The following is a 16,133-nucleotide window of genomic DNA, read 5'->3' on the forward strand; positions in this document are numbered from 1 at the left end:
CTTTTAACCTATAAACTAATTCTCTGATTATTTATTTCTTCCTTTTTTTAAAAATAATTTTAAGATTATTTCTTACGATTTTCCTTTTTAACCTTCGCAATTCGTTGTCCCACAATTTTTGTAATTTCTATTTTTGTACTGCTATTACTAAGAAAACGACATCCCGTTCCTCATCTATCACACCATGGAAATAGCAAAAAACTCGCACGCCAGGAGTGATTCCACCGCCCAGCACAATCTGTTAAAGCCCATGCATCAAGAAAACTTTTGACGGTTACAATTCGCTTTCCCCCGCACACAAAAAAGAGTTCCCCCGCCCCAGGAAAACTCTCTCCCCCCCCTACCGCGGAACCCCGCTCAACAACAACCGATGCAACACGCCGATCAAACACACCCCTGCCGTCACGAAGAACGCAATAAAGTACGAATGATGCCAATTCCCCAACAAGCCCGCGATGACCGGGCTCAGCACCGCCCCGACAGACAGCACCGCCGAGTAGATGCTGAACACGCTGCCGTACAGCTCGCGCGGCGAGTGCACCGTCAGGATCGTGGCAAAAGCCGGGAACAGCATGCCGAAGCAGGCGCCGAACAAAAACATCATCACCTGGATCGGGATCGCCACGCCGAGCGCGAGCATGTACAAAAGCGCGCCGAGCACTCCGAGTCCGGCGAAGCTTCGCGTCTCCACCGGCACTTTGTGCAGCCAAAACTGGCAGAGAATCGCCAGCGCCCCCAAACCTTTCAAACTGAATAAAATGCCGGTCACGGCTGGCGACATCCCTTGCTTTTGCACGAGCAGCGGCACCTCGTAGATGATCGTCCCTTGCGCGTAAATGATCGCAAACCCGCCCAAAAAGGCCGGATACAGCATGCGATTTTCCAGAATCGTCAGCAGGCTTTGGCGACCTGCCGCCTTGGGCAATAGCTTGGCAGGCATGCCGCCGCCATCCACTTTGGCCGGGAGCACGAGCCAGGAAAACACGCCGGCTACGATCATGATGTAGCCGAGAATGACAAACGATTGGCCGTAGCCGAACTGAACGGCAAAAAAGCTGCCGACCGCGGGCGACACAATCCCCGCTGTCGTGAGCACCAGTCCTTTTTTGCCCATGATCTCGCCTTGTTCGAGCGCCGTCTTGCCCGTCTCGCCCAGCATCGCCGAGCAGGCGGGAGAGACGAAGGCCATGACAAAGCCAAGCATGAGCCGAAAAGCAAAAAAACCGCCCGTATGCGTCACGACGCCTTGACCAATCAGCATGAATCCGGCCAGAATCAAGCCTCCGGCGATAAACCACTTTTTCGGAAACCGATCGAGAAAAGGACCCGCGAAGAGATTTCCGGTCAGATTGCTTACTGCATAGCCGCCCAGCACAAAGCCGATCATGGCAGCCGACACACCCAAAATATTCAAGTACGGCGCCAAAAGCGGCGTCTGTGCGTGCATGTCGAAGGCAACGAGAAACAACACGACCAACAGCAGAACCCTCAAAGCATTCCCTTCCTCTCATCCCGCCAGTCTTTGTCCCAGTATATGAGGGGAGTCGTCCAAGTAGGATAGGAAAAGCAAAACAGGACCCCGCCACTGCTCAAGAGGTCCTGTTCTTTTCATCACTTATGACTGCGTCGCTTTCAATCCGAGCGAGCTTTCGTGGAACTTGATCGACGAATACTTTTCCATGGCGACCCGCAGTTGATACTCGCTTTCAAACAGCATCACCGGGCGGCCATAGCGGTCGGTAACCGTTTTGTTTTTCACGGCGTCGAGCGCCGCCTTGTCGCCTTCCAGCCAACGCGCGATCTGGTACGGCATTCTCGTCAGCATGATTTCGACACCGTACTCGGCCTTCAGGCGGTATTCCAGCACCTCGAACTGCAGGACGCCGACTACACCCAAAATCAGCTCTTCCATCGGATAGGTGCGGAACAACTGCACCGTCCCTTCCTCTGTCAGTTGCATGATGCCTTTTTGGAACTGCTTGTGTTTCATCGCGTCTTTCACCATCACCTTGGAGAAAAACTCCGGCGAGAAGTGCGGCATTTCCTCGTACTCGAACGATTGGCCGACACAGAGCGTATCGCCGATCTGGAAAATGCCCGGGTCGAACAAGCCGATGACGTCACCGGCGAACGACTCCTCGACGATTTCGCGATCTTGCGCCATGAACTGCACAGGCTGGGCCAGCTTGATGTCTTTGCCGAGACGCACGTGCTTCACGGACATGCCCCGCTCGAACTTGCCGGAGCAAATGCGCAAAAAGGCGATGCGGTCGCGGTGGGCAGGGTTCATGTTGGCCTGGATTTTGAAAATGAAGCCGGAAAACGGATTCGTGTACGGATCGATCAGGCCGATATTGCTCTTTTTCGCAGAAGGCGCTGGCGCCATTTGCAGGAAGTTGTCCAGGAAGGTCTGCACGCCGAAGTTGTTGATCGCACTGCCGAAAAATACAGGCGTGAGCTGTCCTTGGGCGATCAGCTCGGGATCAAATTCGTCCCCGGCGACATCGAGCAGGGAGATTTCGTCCTGCAACTGCTGCCACAGCTCCTGACCGACGCGCTCGCCGATCATCGGGTCCTCTGCGCCCTCGACCGGGAAAAACGAAATTTCCTCGTGCTGCGAGTTGTTCTGGTACAGCTCGACGCGGGATTTCATCCGGTCGTAGACGCCGCTGAAGTAGCTGCCCATGCCGATCGGCCAGTTCATCGGGTACGAGCGGATGCCCAGCACGCGCTCGATTTCTTCCAGCAGTTCAAACGGGTCCTTCCCGTGGCGGTCGAGCTTGTTGACGAACGTAAAAATCGGGATGCCCCGCATCCGACAGACTTTGAACAGCTTGATCGTCTGCGCCTCCACCCCTTTGGCCACGTCGATAATCATGACAGCGGCATCGGCGGCGGTCAGGGTGCGGTATGTGTCTTCGCTGAAGTCCTGGTGACCAGGAGTGTCCAAAATATTGATATGGTGCCCTTTGTATTCAAAGTCCATCGCACTGGACGTCACGGAGATTCCGCGCTTTTTCTCGATCTCCATCCAGTCGGATGTGGCGTGCTTGGCGTTTTTCCGGCCTTTGACCACCCCTGCCTCACGAATGGCTCCACCGTAGTAGAGCAGCTTTTCCGTCATCGTTGTTTTACCCGCATCCGGGTGGGAGATGATGGCAAAGGTGCGGCGTTTTGCTATCTCATTTTCCCATTGGGGATTGGTTTGACTCATCTTCATTCTCCTGTCGTCGCGAATAAGGTGCCAGATTGTTTTCCTATACGATTATACCGACAAATGCGCCCTGCATCCACCTAGTAATTTTTCTCCAAATCGTTATAATATTTAGTAGTAAAAATTTTTTGACTGCATGATGTACATATTGATAACATGGCTATGCACAATTACACAGGAGGGACTTCATGACGACGAATCTCGAAACACGCGCGGCCGATTTTCGGGCCTATGTGAAAAAAATGACCAGCTACAACCAGGCACTCGCCGTCCTGCATTGGGACAAAGCTACACAAGCTCCGCGCAAAGGGATGGATGCCCGCTCCGAGATCATCGGCGTGCTGGCTGGCGAACAGTTCAAGCTGGCGACGTCCAAGGAAATGGAAGCGTTTCTCGCCGAGCTCGGTGAACCGTCCGCCCTGGAAGCACTCGACGAAATCACCCGCCACAGCGTCCTCGAATGCAAAAAAGAGTTCGACCGCAACAAGCAAATTCCGGCTGCCAAGTATCAGGAGTTTGTCGTGCTGACCTCCCAGGCGGAAACCGTATGGGAAGAAGCCCGGGCGAACAACGACTTTTCCATGTTCCAGCCGTACCTGGAGAAAATCGTCAACTTCCAGCTTGAGTTTATTGAATATTGGGGACACGACGGCAAGAACAAGTACAACACCTTGCTCGACCTGTACGAGCCGGGCATGACAGTGGATCAGCTCGATCCGATCTTCGCCACCTTGCGCGAAAAAACCGTCAAGCTGGTCAAAGCGATCGCCGACTCCCCGAACAAGCCGGACACGTCGTTTTTGCACAAAAACTTCCCCATTGACGAGCAGGAAGCGTTCAGCCGCTATATCCTGGAGAAAATCGGCTACGACTTCAAGGCAGGCCGGATGGACAGAAGCGCGCATCCGTTCTGCACGACCTTCAATCCGGGAGATGTCCGCATCACGACGCGCTACGCCGAAAATGATTTCAACTCCGCCTTGTTCAGTTGCATTCATGAAGCGGGCCACGCGATGTACGAGCAAAACATCAATCCGGAGCTACTGTTTACCCCGCTGTGCGACGGCACCTCGATGGGCATTCACGAGTCGCAGTCCCGCTTCTGGGAAAACATGATCGGGCGCAGCCTGCCGTTCTGGAACCACTTTTTCGCGGATTTGCAAAAAGCGTTCCCGGCGCAGTTCGCAGGCGTGACGGCCGAAGACCTGTACCGCGCTGTCAACTCCGTGACCCCGTCGTTCATCCGCACCGAAGCAGACGAGCTGACGTACAACCTGCACGTCATGATTCGCTACGAGATCGAAAAAGGGCTCATCAACCAGACGATCCAGGTTGCCGATCTGCCGCAAATCTGGAACGAAAAGATGAAGGAATACTTGGGCATCGAACCGCCAACCGACACGCTGGGCGTCCTCCAGGATGTGCACTGGTCCGGCGGCAGCTTTGGCTACTTCCCAACCTACTCGCTCGGAAACGTGTACGCCGCCCAGTTCGCCCATGTGATGAAAAGCGAGCTTAGCGGCTTCGAAGACCTCGTGGCGAACGGCGACTTCGCTCCGATTCGCGCCTGGCTCAAAGAAAACATTCATCAGTACGGCAAAATGAAAAGCCCGCGCGAACTCGTGCAAGCGATTACCGGGGAAGGCACAAACGCCACTTACCTGATGGATTACCTGGAGAAAAAATATACCGACATCTACAAACTGTAACAGGTTGTACCCTCAGCGTTCCCGATCCGGGAGCGCTTTTTTCATCTGTGGCTGTAATCGCTTCCTTTTTGTTCACGTTCTATCCACCATTTCTTCACGCCTTATTCACAGATCCCCAACCACAAACCAACAAAACAGGAGTATGATGAGCATGTAAAACATTACCACCAAGTGAGGAGAATCCTTATGATTCAATCGTTGTCGCGCTGGTTGTGGGGCAAAGAAGAACACGAAGCCGTTCCATTCGAGACAAAAAAATACGTCCGCAATGAAATGGAACAATTCATCATGAACGAGCCGGAGCACATGCTGCCGTACGCTCAACTGTAATTTCACTACCGAACCGATCGACCTTTTACCGATAAGCTGCCAGCCGTCTGGCGGCTTTTTTTGCTTGTTGCTGTAAGCGCTCTCGGATGTGCTACAATGTGAAAAAAACGGAGGGAATCGCATTGGTCGACTTTACGGAAAAATGGCTGCCAACTTACATCCGCCGCGATCTGGCGGTTTTGTTTTGCGGCATCAATCCCGGGCGCGTCTCGGCGTCGGCAGGCTTCCACTACGCGAACCCGGCGAATTTGTTTTGGTGCGGCCTGTTCGAAGGCGGGCTTACCCCCCGGCAACTGCGCCCGGAAGAAACCGCCCTGCTGCTTGAATACGATTACGGCATTACCGATCTCGTCTCGCGCCCTACCCGCTCGTCGCAGGACCTCACCCGCGACGACTTCGCGACAGGGGCCGAGCAGTTCGTCCAGATGATCCAGACCTATCGCCCGCGCGTCATCTGCTTTAACGGGATTACCGCCTTTCGCCATGCCACGGGCCAGAAGAAGGCGGCTGTCGCTCTCGGCTTGCAGCCGGAAAAAGCATTTGCCACAGATGACTGGGCTGGCAGCTATCTGTTTGTGATCCCGTCCACGAGCGGAGCCAACGCTTCCTTCACGCGCGCGGAGAGAATCGCCAAATTCGCCGAGCTCAGCGCCTTTTTGCGGGAAAAGAACTGGCATCCGCTGCCCTTGCCGCCCGGCTGAGCATTTTTGTGTCAACCGCTGTCTCTCTTGGCGTACTATAATCGTACGATCTTATACGCAAGGGAGGCGCAAACCGGATGGACGACCTCATCCGCAAGATCGAGCAAAAATACGCCCTGACTGTCATCCAGCACGAAAAGCTTAGGGAAACGCCCAAGTCGCTCGTCGTTTTTTTCGATACTTCCATCGGCAAGTTCATCGGCAAAGTATCGTATTTGCCCAAAGAGCGCCAGCATTTTATCCTGAACGCCGAAGCGCACCTGCGCAAACAAGGAATCCTCATCCCCGGTATTCAGCGGACGAAAAACAGCAAACGCTATATTATTTGGAAAGACAACCTGTTCGTCCTCCATCAGTGGCTGTCCTGGCCGAAGCTCGCCTACAACTCGCCGGGCAAGCTGGAGCAGGTCGGCGCTTTGCTCGGGCAGTTTCACAAAAGCTCGCTCGGCTTTACCTCCAAGCACGGCGAACTTTACAACGGCCCCAAAAAATGGTCGGAAGAATACAAAACGGACCTGGCCGCGCTGGAAAAATGGGAGCAACGGCACGCAGACAAGCAGAAGCCGCATTTCTCCACCATCGTCGAGTACCTCCCGTATTTTCGCCAGGCTGGACAGACGGCGCGCAAGCAACTGAATACGTCCGCCTATTTTGCCAAGTGGAAAAAAGCGCCGCTCAGCAAGCACTTCCTCTGCCACGGCGACTTCAACAACGGCAATTTGCTTGTGCGCAACAAACGAATCGCGATCATCGACTGGGAAGATGTCCGCTACGACTTTCCTTCCAAAGACATCAGCCGTGTGCTGTCGCTTGCCATGCGCAAGGAAGGGGCATGGAACAAGCAACTGTTTGCCTACCTGTTGCGCGGCTATTTGCGGGAAAACCCGCTGTCGGCCGAACAGCTTCACCTGCTGTTTGTCGACCTCGCCTTTCCGCATATAATGGAACGCTTTTTGCGCATGAAGCAGTACGAGCAAATGGATGCGGCGCACATCCAGCAATTTTGCACACGCGAATCCTTAAAGACTGCGTACATGCTGGACGAACTAAAAGCCCTCGCGTAAACGACAAAGGCTGTAGCCTGTCTTTTACGCGAGGGCCTGTTGGCATGTCGACAGAGAGTGGGCTTGGCGAGCGAAAGCCGTTACGGCTGCGCCGTTTTGACCAGCGCGCTCTGCTGGCGCACGTAGGCGATCAGCTCCGCTGCCATCTCGTAGTAGTTGAAGGGCGTAATCAGGTAAATGCCGTTGAAATAGCGGACAGCCGTATCGAGCAGCTCTTTCGCAATGGCGATCCCTTCCTGTCTGGCGGCCGGACCCTGCACCTTTTTCATTCGCTCCAGCGCTTCCGCCGAAAGCTTGATGCCCGGCACCTCGTTGTGCAAAAACTCGGCGTTGCGCGAGCTGGTCAACGGCATGATTCCGATAAAGACGGGAATCCCGATGTGCTTGGTCGCCTCGTGCACCTGCCGGATCGATTCGACGTCGTACACCGGCTGAGTCATGATGTAATCGGCCCCGGCCTCGACTTTCTTTTCCAGTCGGGCGACGGCTGCCGCCATGTTGCGGACGTTCGGGTTGAAGGCCGCGCCGACGATAAACTGGGCTTTTTGCTTCAGCGGACGTCCCGAGAACGAGACGCCTTCGTTCAGTTGCTTCACCATGCGGATCAGATCGAAGGAAGTAACGTCAAACACCGAGCTTGCCCCCGGCAAATCGCCGAAGCGCGACGGGTCGCCCGTGATGACGAGAATTTGGTCGATGCCGAGCGCGTGCAGCCCCATGAGGTGGGATTGCTGGCCGATCAGATTGCGGTCGCGGCAGGCGATGTGCAGCAGCGGGTCGATCCCGTGCCTGTTTTTCATCAGCGCGCCGAGCGCCATGTTGCTCATCCGCACAGTGGCGAGCGAATTGTCCGCCAGGGTGATCGCATCCGCCCCGGCCTTGTGCAGTTCGCAGCAACCGTCCAAAAACTGCTCGGCGTCGAGATCGCGCGGCGGATCAAATTCGACGATGATCGTCGTGCCTGTTTTGACCCGCTCGACAATGCTCGGCTTTTCCCGCTCGTGGGTGCTTTGCACGGAAATGTGCGGGCGCTCGACCAGGGCAACGGGCGGATTGACGCGGGCTTTCGGCTGTTGCGAAGCGAGCGCGTCTGCCATCGCCTTCACGTGCGCAGGAGTCGTTCCGCAGCAGCCGCCGATCAGGCGAACTCCCTGGTCCCTCAGGCGCAAGGCGCTTTCGGCAAAGTATTCGGGAGACGACTTGAAGGCGTACTCCCCGTCCGTCATGCCCAGCCTTCCTGCGTTTGGAAACGCCGACAGCAGCGAATCGTCCGGGAAGATCGTCCCTTCAAAAGAGCGCAAAATTTCAGCCGGACCCAAACGGCAGTTCAGGCCGATGATGTCAGCTCCTGCCTTTTTCAACTGCGGAAAAGCGTCTGTCAACGAGTAGCCGTCGCGCGTCCGCCCGACTTCGAGCGTCGCAAGCTGGGCGATGACCGGCACATCTGTCAACGGACGGATGACCTCAATCGCCAGCAATAGCTCCTCCAGATCGAGAAACGTCTCCAAAATCAGCGCGTCTGCGCCTGCGTGCAACAGGGCGATTGCCTGTTCCTCGTACTGGTCGCGATATTCATCCAGTACCTTTTTCTTGACCCGTCCGGCCAAAATCGAGCCGATGCTGCCCGCTACATACGCATCATCCTGTGCCGCCTCGCGGGCGATCGCCACAGCGAGACGGTTGATCCGCGCTACCTTGTGCTCCAGGCCGTAGCGGCTGAGCGCGTCGCGGTTCGCCGAAAACGTATTCGTCTCCAAAAGGCGCGCCCCCGCCTGATAGTACGAGGCATGAACCTCATGCACCACGCGCGGATTGGATAAACACAATTCTTCAAAGCTGACGCCAACCGGGGCACCCAGCGCATGTAGCTGGGTCGCCATGGCTCCGTCTCCGACCAGCAGGTGATCTTGCAAATAGTCCCGTAAGTCTTTCTTGCTCGTCGTCAACTCAATCCCTTCTCTCCCATTTCATTAGACGATCTATACTTCAAACACCGACGGACCCGCGTTAAAGTAGCGCGCTTCCGGGTGGGCAAATACCATCGCGGAGACAGATGCTTCCGGCTCCATCATGAAGCCTTCTGTCAACTGAACGCCGATATCCTCTGGCCGCAGCAGACGGAACAACTGCGCCTGGTCCTCCAGATTCGGGCAAGCCGGATAGCCGAACGACACGCGAATGCCTTGGTAACGGGCACCGAAGCGCTCCAGCATGGTCATCTCCGCCGGATCGGGAATCCCCCAGACGTCGCGCATCATGTGGTGAATCCGCTCGGCGAACGCCTCCGCCAACTCCAGAGCGAGCGCCTGCAAGACGTGCGAGCGCAAATAGTCGCCGCGCTCCTTCAGTTCCGTCGAACGCTCGCGGATACCGCCCCCTGCCGTCACAGTCAAAAAGCCGACGTAATCCATTTCCTTGCTCTCGACCGGGCGCAAGAAATCAGACAGACACAGATGCGGTTCCTCCGGCTGGCGCGGGAACGAGAAGCGCTCCAGCACTTTGCTGTGATCGTTTGGATCGTAGACGATAATATCGTTGCCGTCCGCTTGCGCCGGGAAAAACTGGTACACGCCGTGCGCAGTAATCGTTCCGCGCTGCTTCGCTTCCTTTAATAGTTCCTCGACCACGCCGTACAGCTCCAGCACTTTTTCGTCGCCCGCTTCGAGCAGCTTTTCCACATTGCCGCGCACGCCCAGATGCTTGCCGAGCAGCATGCGCAAGTTCAAGTACGGCTGCAAGTGGCTGATCGGGTATTGGCGCAGCACATGGCGGTCGCAATCCGGCGGCAGGTGGATCGGAACGGTTCTGCTGATGGCCGAACGCGCCGGGAGCGGAGCTTTTTTCTCCTGCACGACAGGCTGTGCAGCAGCGGCAGCAGCCGCTTCGGCCAAATCCTGCTGTTCCGCGATCAGCCGCTCGCGCTCCTCCGGGTTTTGCAGACGGTTGACGAGATCGAGGCCGTCCATCGCGTCTTTGGCGTACAGCACAACCCCGCGGTATTCAGGCGCAATCCGGTTGGAGGTGAACTTGCGGGTCAACGCCGCCCCTCCGACCATCATCGGCACGTCGATTCCCGCCGCACGCAAGTCCTGTGCGGTAATGACCATCTGCTGGGCCGACTTCACCAGCAGCCCGGACAGGCCGATCGCATCCGGCTTCTCTTTGCGGCAGGCGGCAATCAGTTGCTCAGGCGGCACTTTGATCCCCAGGTTCACGACGTTGTAGCCGTTGTTGGCCAAAATGATCTCCACCAGATTTTTGCCGATGTCGTGCACGTCGCCTTTGACGGTCGCCAGCAAAATTTTGCCTTTCGACGCGGAATCGCTCTTTTCCATGAACGGCTCCAAAAACGAGACGGACGCTTTCATGACTTCCGCGCTTTGCAGCACTTCCGCAACGATGAGCTGGTTGCCGTTGAACAGACGGCCGACCTCTTCCATCCCGGCCATCAGCGGACCGTTAATGATTTCCAGCGGCGTGTACTTTTCCAGTGCCAGCTTCAAATCGTCGACCAGGCCGTCCTTCGAGCCTTCCACCACATAGCGGGCCAGCCGCTCTTCCAGCGTCAGCGAGGAAGCTTCCACGCGCACTTCTTTTTTCTTCTGGCGGTAAAACTCCGTAAAGGCTGCCAATGTCTCGTCGTTTGTTTCAAACAGCAGCGCTTCCGCCAGCTTGCGCTCGTCCTCCGGAATCGAAGCGTAGCGCTCCAGCTTCTCCGTATTGACGATGGCAAAATCAAGTCCGGCGAGCGTCGTATGGTACAAAAACACCGCGTTGAGCACTTCGCGTCCCGCTGGCGGCAAACCGAAGGAAACGTTGCTGACGCCAAGAATCGTCTTGCACTGTGGCATCGCTTCTTTAATGAGGCGAATCCCCTCCACCGTCTCCCGCGCGGAGCCGATGTACTGTTCATCTCCCGTCCCTACCGGAAAGACGAGCGGGTCAAAAATGATATCCTGCGGCGGGATGCCGTACTGGTTGACCAATATGTCATAGGAGCGCTTCGCGACCTCAAGCTTTTTCTCGCGGGTGATCGCCATTCCGGCTTCCTCGATCGTCCCGACGACGACGGCCGCCCCGAACTTGCGGATTAGCGGAGCCACTTCTTCAAAGCGCTCCAGTCCGTCCTCCAGGTTGATCGAGTTGAGAATCGCTTTTCCCTGGGAATAACGCAAGCCCAGCTCCATCACTTTCGCGTCTGTCGAGTCGATCATGAGCGGAGCCTTGACCTTTTTCACGACGAACTGCAAAAACTTTTCCATGTCCGCATACTCGTCGCGATCCGGGTCAGCCAGGCAAATGTCGATGACGTGCGCCCCGCGCTTCACCTGGGCGCGGGCGATGTCGGACGCTTCCTCGTACTGCCCTGCTGCGATCAGATCGCGGAATTTTTTCGAGCCGATGACGTTCGTGCGCTCCCCGACCAGAAGCGGGCGATTGTCGTCCTCGACGTAGACGACCTCGATGCCGGATACGGCACTGACCGCCTGCTCTGTTGCCTGGCGCGGCTTGCAGTCTTTGAGCGCCTCCGCCATTGCCCGGATGTGGTCAGGCGTCGTTCCGCAGCAGCCGCCTGCCACGTTCAGCCAGCCTTGCTCGGCAAAAGCGCGCATTTTCGCAGCAAGTCCTTGCGGCGTCTCGTGGTAGTGCCCGTTTTCGTCCGGCAGCCCGGCGTTTGGATAGCAGCTTACCCCACATTGGGCCAAGCCGGACAACGTGCGCAGATGGTCGCGCATAAATTCCGGCCCTGTCGCACAGTTCAGGCCGATCGTCACGGGCTTCAGGTGCTCAAGCGAGATGTAGAACGCTTCAATGTTTTGCCCCGCCAAAGTCGTACCCATCGGCTCGATCGTTCCGGACAGCATCACCGGCAGTTCTACGTTCAGTTCTTCAAACGCCTGGCGAATGCCGATCCCGCCTGCCTTGACGTTCAGCGTATCCTGCGACGTCTCCAGCAACAGGACGTCCACCCCGCCGATAATCAACCCTTTTGCCTGGCGGTAGTACGACTCCACCAGTTCCTCGAAAGTGACGCCGCCTGTCAGTGCCAGCGTTTTCGTCGTCGGTCCCATCGCCCCCGCCACGTAGCGCGGCCATTCGGCTGTGGAGTAGGCATCGACTGCTTCCTTCGCCAGACGGGCAGCGGCGATATTGATTTCCAGGTCCTTGTCCGCGACATCGTATTCGGCCAACACGACCGAAGTCGCCCCGAATGTATTGGTCTCCACGATGTCCGCTCCCGCTTCCAAATATTTTTCATGGATGGAGCGAATCACATCGGGCCTGGTCAAATTCAGCAGCTCGTTGCAGCCGTCGTACGCTTCGCCGCCAAAATCATCGGCGGTCAGGTTCGCCTGCTGCAGCATGGTGCCCATCGCACCGTCCAGAATCAGAATTTTCCGGGAAAGCTGTTCGCGAAAAGTGGGTTTCATTGACGTGCTCCTTTTCTCCCTTGCGTCGGTTTATTCTCAGCCGTTTTTTGCATCAAAAAATCCTCTTCTTTGAAAGAAGAGGATTTGTCCGCGGATACACTTTGCGCCTGAACCATCCTCTCATCTTTCAAAGCACGTAGCTTTGCTGGAATTGGCACCGGATTTTAACCGGTTGCCGAGGCTTCATCAGGCCAGTCCCTCTGCCTCTCTTGATAAGAGTTGTTACTATGCTATTCATTTTTTGCTTTCAGGTTTGATGTTTGAAAGTATCTTAACACCGCGAAAAGTCTTCGTCAATTGAGAATTTGTCTATTCTTTACACTCTTCCCGCTCTTCTGCGCCCATTTTTGCGCATACCGGGCATTCGCCCACGCCAATCTGTGCGTTCGTGTATAGACTGTAGCATAACGGAAAGGAGGGGGAACAAACGTGAGTACATCTTACTGCGGACACGGCATCTTTGGAGACAGCTTCGCATTGGTGCTCGTACTGTTTATCCTGCTGGTCATTGTCGGGTGTTCGAACGACGACTGCTAAGTAAATGACAGGAAGAGGCTATCCCCCTTGCCTTGGCTTGAAGGGATAGCCTCTTTTTTCATGTCATGGACAGTGCGATCGCAGCCAGACCGCCTGCCGTAAAAGGCGACGCGCTCACGCTTGTCCACCTGGACGGTCAGGACGTCATACGGGACAGGCTTGCCGTTTTCCATCCGCTGGTCGCTGACGTTCATCCACGTTCTGTTGCGCCAATGCTCATCCGCATAAACCTCTGTCGCCTGGCGCTCGTAAACGTCGGCTTCTTCCCCCACCATCGTTTTCCAAAAGGCTTGCGCGACTTTTTCTGCTGCCGCAGGCGCGACCGTTGCCTTCTCGCCGCCATTGATCCAGCTACGGGCTTTTTGTGAGAAGCATCGTTAGTTAACTTTTTTCAACAGGATGGCACTTGACCGCTCTGTCTTCATTGTCAGAGCGAAACGCTTTTGCTATCATGAGGCTACCCAAACCGATGAAAGGAACGATCGACAATGGACGCTCTGCTCGCGCGTGAAAAGGACGAATTTCTGTCCTGTATAGAAACGATAAAAGAACTGGAAAGCTCCGAATTTGAAAGCTACTCCATCGTAAAGCATACCGAAACAGGAGAACATTATTTGCGCTACTTTTTGTCCCATATCAACCTGTCGGAAGGGGGCCGCAGGGACAACTACGATCACTTCCTGCCGATTGACTCCGATGACGTCCTGGGACTGATGTTCGGCGAGCAGCCGTACCGCTTCCCGGAAAACTGGCGCTCCCCCTACCTGCGCAGCGGCAACGACAATCGGCTCATTCCGTTTGATCCATCCGAGAACTACGATCTGGACGAGGAGGCGGCGGCCGAGCTGGCGATGGTGGAGCAACTGGAGCTTTACAAGCAGCAGTGGATGAACGCGGAAACTATGAGCGCGGAAGAAAAAGAAAAGCTGACGAAGCAATATTTCGCCGAGCTCGACAAGATTTTGAAAAAAGCCGAAGAGTAAGTTGCATCCTGGCACCAAAAACGGCTATAATGCTAGAGAAACAAGCGAATCGTTGATGAGGAAAGTACTCCTGGAATGAGGCTGTAGCGAGTCGGGGATGGTGGAAGCCCGATGCCGAACCACGCGAGGAAGCGCCCCTCGGAGATGCGGCCTGAACATCCGGCGAAGCAAATCGCGCCCGGATCGCGTAGGGTTTTGCCGGGTCTGCCCGTTACAGCAGCACAAAGCGGTTTTTGCCTGATGCACGCATGCAGGCGAAAACAACAAGAGTGGCACCGCGGGAGCACAACCTCTCGTCTCTTTTATCCAGGAGACGCGGAGGTTTTTTTGTTTTCTTTTGCGTCCCATAAGCTTTTTCCCATTTTGAAAGGAGAATCACAATGAGCTACAAGCACCAAGTCGCGGAAAAAATCGCCGCTGCCCTCACCTCTCTCGGTGTGGACACCTTCCCAACAGAAACAGTTTACGGCATGCTGGAAACGCCGCCAAACCCTGCGATGGGAGATATCGCCTTCCCTTGCTTCCAGCTCGCAAAAGCGCTCCGCAAAGCGCCACCGATGATCGCCACAGAGCTTGCCGAAAAAATCGAAGGAGCGCCACTGCGCTCTGCCCAAGCAGTCGGCCCTTACGTCAACCTGTTTCTCGATCAGGAAAATGTGGCGGCGCAAGTGATCGGAACGATCCTTGAGCAAGGCAGCGCCTACGGCAGCAGCCAGGTAGGCCAGGGCCGCAAAGTGCCAATCGACCTGTCCTCGCCGAACATCGCCAAGCCGTTTTCCATGGGCCATCTGCGCTCTACCGTGATCGGAAACGCGATTGCGAACATCATGGAAAAACGCGGTTACCAGCCTGTGCGCATCAACCATTTGGGCGACTGGGGCACGCAGTTCGGCAAACTGATCGTCGCCTACCGTCTGTGGGGAGACGAGGAAAAAGTAAAAGCCGAGCCAATCAAGGAGCTGCTCAGCCTGTACGTGCGCTTCCACGAAGAAGCGGAAAAAGACCCGACTCTGGAAGACCAGGGCCGCGAATGGTTCAAAAAGCTGGAGGACGGCGACGCAGAAGCACAGCATCTGTGGAAATGGTTCCGCGACGAATCGCTCAAGGAGTTCATGAAAATTTACGAGCTGATGAACGTCTCCTTCGACTCCACGCACGGCGAAGCTTTCTACAACGACAAGATGGATCGCGTCGTCACCTTGCTGGAAGAAAAAGGACTGCTGACCGAATCGGACGGCGCCTTGGTCGTCAACCTCGACGAGTACAACATGCCGCCGTGCCTGATTAAAAAATCGGACGGTGCGACGCTGTACGCGACGCGCGATCTGGCTGCCGCCCTGTACCGCCACGAGACGTACGACTTCGCCAAAGCGCTCTACGTCGTCGGAAACGAGCAGCGTCTCCACTTCCAGCAACTGTACAAGGTACTGGAAAAAATGGGCTACGCCTGGTCCGCCGACATGCACCACATCCCGTTCGGCATGATGCTCAAGGACGGCAAGAAAATGTCAACCCGCAAAGGAAAAGTCGTTTTGCTGGAGGAAGTATTGGCACAAGCGATTGCCGACGTGCAAAAAGTGATCGAGGAGAAAAACCCGACGCTCGCGAACAAGGAAGAAGTTGCCCGCCAGGTTGGGGTCGGCGCTGTCATTTTCCACGACCTGAAAAACTACCGCCTGAACGACATCAACTTCTCCTGGGAAGAAATGCTCACCTTCGAGGGCGAAACCGGACCTTACGTGCAATACACGCACGCCCGCGCCTGCTCGCTTCTGCGCAAAGGCAACTACCAGCCGCAAACGACAGCGAGCCTCGTACCAGGCGCTTTGGACAGCAAGGAAGCATGGGCGGTCATCACCTTGCTGAACGGCTTCCCTGAGGTGATCGAACGGGCCAGCGACAACTTCGACCCGTCGCAAATCGGCAAGTACGTCATCGACCTCGCGCAGTCGTTCAACAAATTCTACGCCAACGTCCGCATTCTCGCGGAAGAAGACGTGAAAGCTTCCCGCCTCCAGCTCGTGGCAGCGGTGGTGGCCGTGTTGAAAGAAGGGCTGCGCCTGCTCGGACTGGCAGCGCCAGAGGAAATGTAGGAAGCGCCGTTCTTTGACGCATGATCTGACCCAAAAGCCGGAAGCCTGCCTTGGCAAAAGGTGGCCCCGG

The 16,133-nt window shown here is 55.9% G+C and carries 12 protein-coding genes, 1 riboswitch and 1 other annotated feature; of the genes, 7 read left to right on the forward strand and 5 right to left on the reverse strand.

Annotation, left to right across the window (positions count from 1 at the left end):
• Positions 1-340 precede the first annotated feature (340 nt).
• The gene (locus AC3WJN_RS08960; RefSeq protein WP_035317419.1) at positions 341-1,492 is read right to left on the reverse strand and encodes an MFS transporter; all 1,152 of its coding nucleotides are present in this window, start codon (positions 1,490-1,492) and stop codon (positions 341-343) included.
• A 123-nt stretch (positions 1,493-1,615) separates the two neighbouring features.
• A complete protein-coding gene (locus AC3WJN_RS08965; RefSeq protein WP_005835087.1) occupies positions 1,616-3,214 on the reverse strand; it encodes a peptide chain release factor 3 in 1,599 nt (532 codons plus the stop codon).
• Positions 3,215-3,402: 188 nt separating this feature from the next.
• On the opposite strand from AC3WJN_RS08965, the gene AC3WJN_RS08970 reads away from it, so the two are divergent.
• The 4 genes from AC3WJN_RS08970 to AC3WJN_RS08985 all read left to right on the forward strand — a co-directional run bounded on the left by AC3WJN_RS08970 (position 3,403) and on the right by AC3WJN_RS08985 (position 7,018).
• On the forward strand, positions 3,403-4,923 hold the full coding sequence (locus AC3WJN_RS08970) for a carboxypeptidase M32 (protein ID WP_327920187.1): 1,521 nt from the start codon (positions 3,403-3,405) through the stop codon (positions 4,921-4,923).
• Positions 4,924-5,109: 186 nt separating this feature from the next.
• Positions 5,110-5,253 (forward strand): hypothetical protein, encoded by a 144-nt coding sequence (locus AC3WJN_RS08975; protein ID WP_005835081.1) that lies wholly within the window; start codon positions 5,110-5,112, stop codon positions 5,251-5,253.
• A gap of 122 nt (positions 5,254-5,375) precedes the next feature.
• A complete protein-coding gene (locus AC3WJN_RS08980) occupies positions 5,376-5,954 on the forward strand; it encodes a mismatch-specific DNA-glycosylase (protein WP_007785160.1) in 579 nt (192 codons plus the stop codon).
• 77 nt (positions 5,955-6,031) lie between these two features.
• Positions 6,032-7,018, forward strand: coding sequence for a phosphotransferase (locus AC3WJN_RS08985; RefSeq protein WP_007785159.1), 987 nt, complete (start codon positions 6,032-6,034; stop codon positions 7,016-7,018).
• Between the two features lie 80 nt (positions 7,019-7,098).
• Here AC3WJN_RS08985 and AC3WJN_RS08990 read toward each other — a convergent pair whose 3' ends face one another.
• Both AC3WJN_RS08990 and metH read right to left on the reverse strand, forming a co-directional pair.
• Positions 7,099-8,964 carry a bifunctional homocysteine S-methyltransferase/methylenetetrahydrofolate reductase gene (locus tag AC3WJN_RS08990; RefSeq protein WP_005835074.1) on the reverse strand — a complete coding sequence of 622 codons (1,866 nt, stop codon included), beginning with the start codon at positions 8,962-8,964 and terminating at the stop codon, positions 7,099-7,101.
• Positions 8,965-8,997: 33 nt separating this feature from the next.
• On the reverse strand, positions 8,998-12,450 hold the full coding sequence (metH, locus tag AC3WJN_RS08995; RefSeq protein WP_005835072.1) for a methionine synthase: 3,453 nt from the start codon (positions 12,448-12,450) through the stop codon (positions 8,998-9,000).
• A 117-nt stretch (positions 12,451-12,567) separates the two neighbouring features.
• Positions 12,568-12,669: riboswitch (SAM riboswitch) on the reverse strand.
• A 210-nt stretch (positions 12,670-12,879) separates the two neighbouring features.
• Between metH and AC3WJN_RS09000 the strand changes: the two genes are divergently transcribed.
• Entirely contained in the window at positions 12,880-12,987 is a 108-nt protein-coding gene (locus tag AC3WJN_RS09000; protein WP_005835070.1) for a YjcZ family sporulation protein, read from the forward strand.
• On the opposite strand, the gene AC3WJN_RS09005 is transcribed toward AC3WJN_RS09000, so the two are convergent.
• The gene (locus tag AC3WJN_RS09005) at positions 12,984-13,262 is read right to left on the reverse strand and encodes a hypothetical protein (protein ID WP_007785156.1); all 279 of its coding nucleotides are present in this window, start codon (positions 13,260-13,262) and stop codon (positions 12,984-12,986) included. The genes AC3WJN_RS09000 and AC3WJN_RS09005 overlap by 4 nt on opposite strands.
• A gap of 213 nt (positions 13,263-13,475) precedes the next feature.
• Between AC3WJN_RS09005 and AC3WJN_RS09010 the strand changes: the two genes are divergently transcribed.
• Together AC3WJN_RS09010 and argS are read left to right on the forward strand one after the other, a co-directional pair.
• On the forward strand, positions 13,476-13,970 hold the full coding sequence (locus AC3WJN_RS09010) for a hypothetical protein (RefSeq protein ID WP_005835067.1): 495 nt from the start codon (positions 13,476-13,478) through the stop codon (positions 13,968-13,970).
• A 43-nt stretch (positions 13,971-14,013) separates the two neighbouring features.
• Positions 14,014-14,274 (forward strand) — a binding site (T-box leader).
• Positions 14,275-14,350: 76 nt separating this feature from the next.
• Positions 14,351-16,063 (forward strand): arginine--tRNA ligase, encoded by a 1,713-nt coding sequence (gene argS / locus AC3WJN_RS09015; RefSeq protein ID WP_492329245.1) that lies wholly within the window; start codon positions 14,351-14,353, stop codon positions 16,061-16,063.
• Positions 16,064-16,133 lie beyond the last annotated feature (70 nt).

Source organism: Brevibacillus sp. FW306-2-1A-C05A (assembly GCF_058781555.1).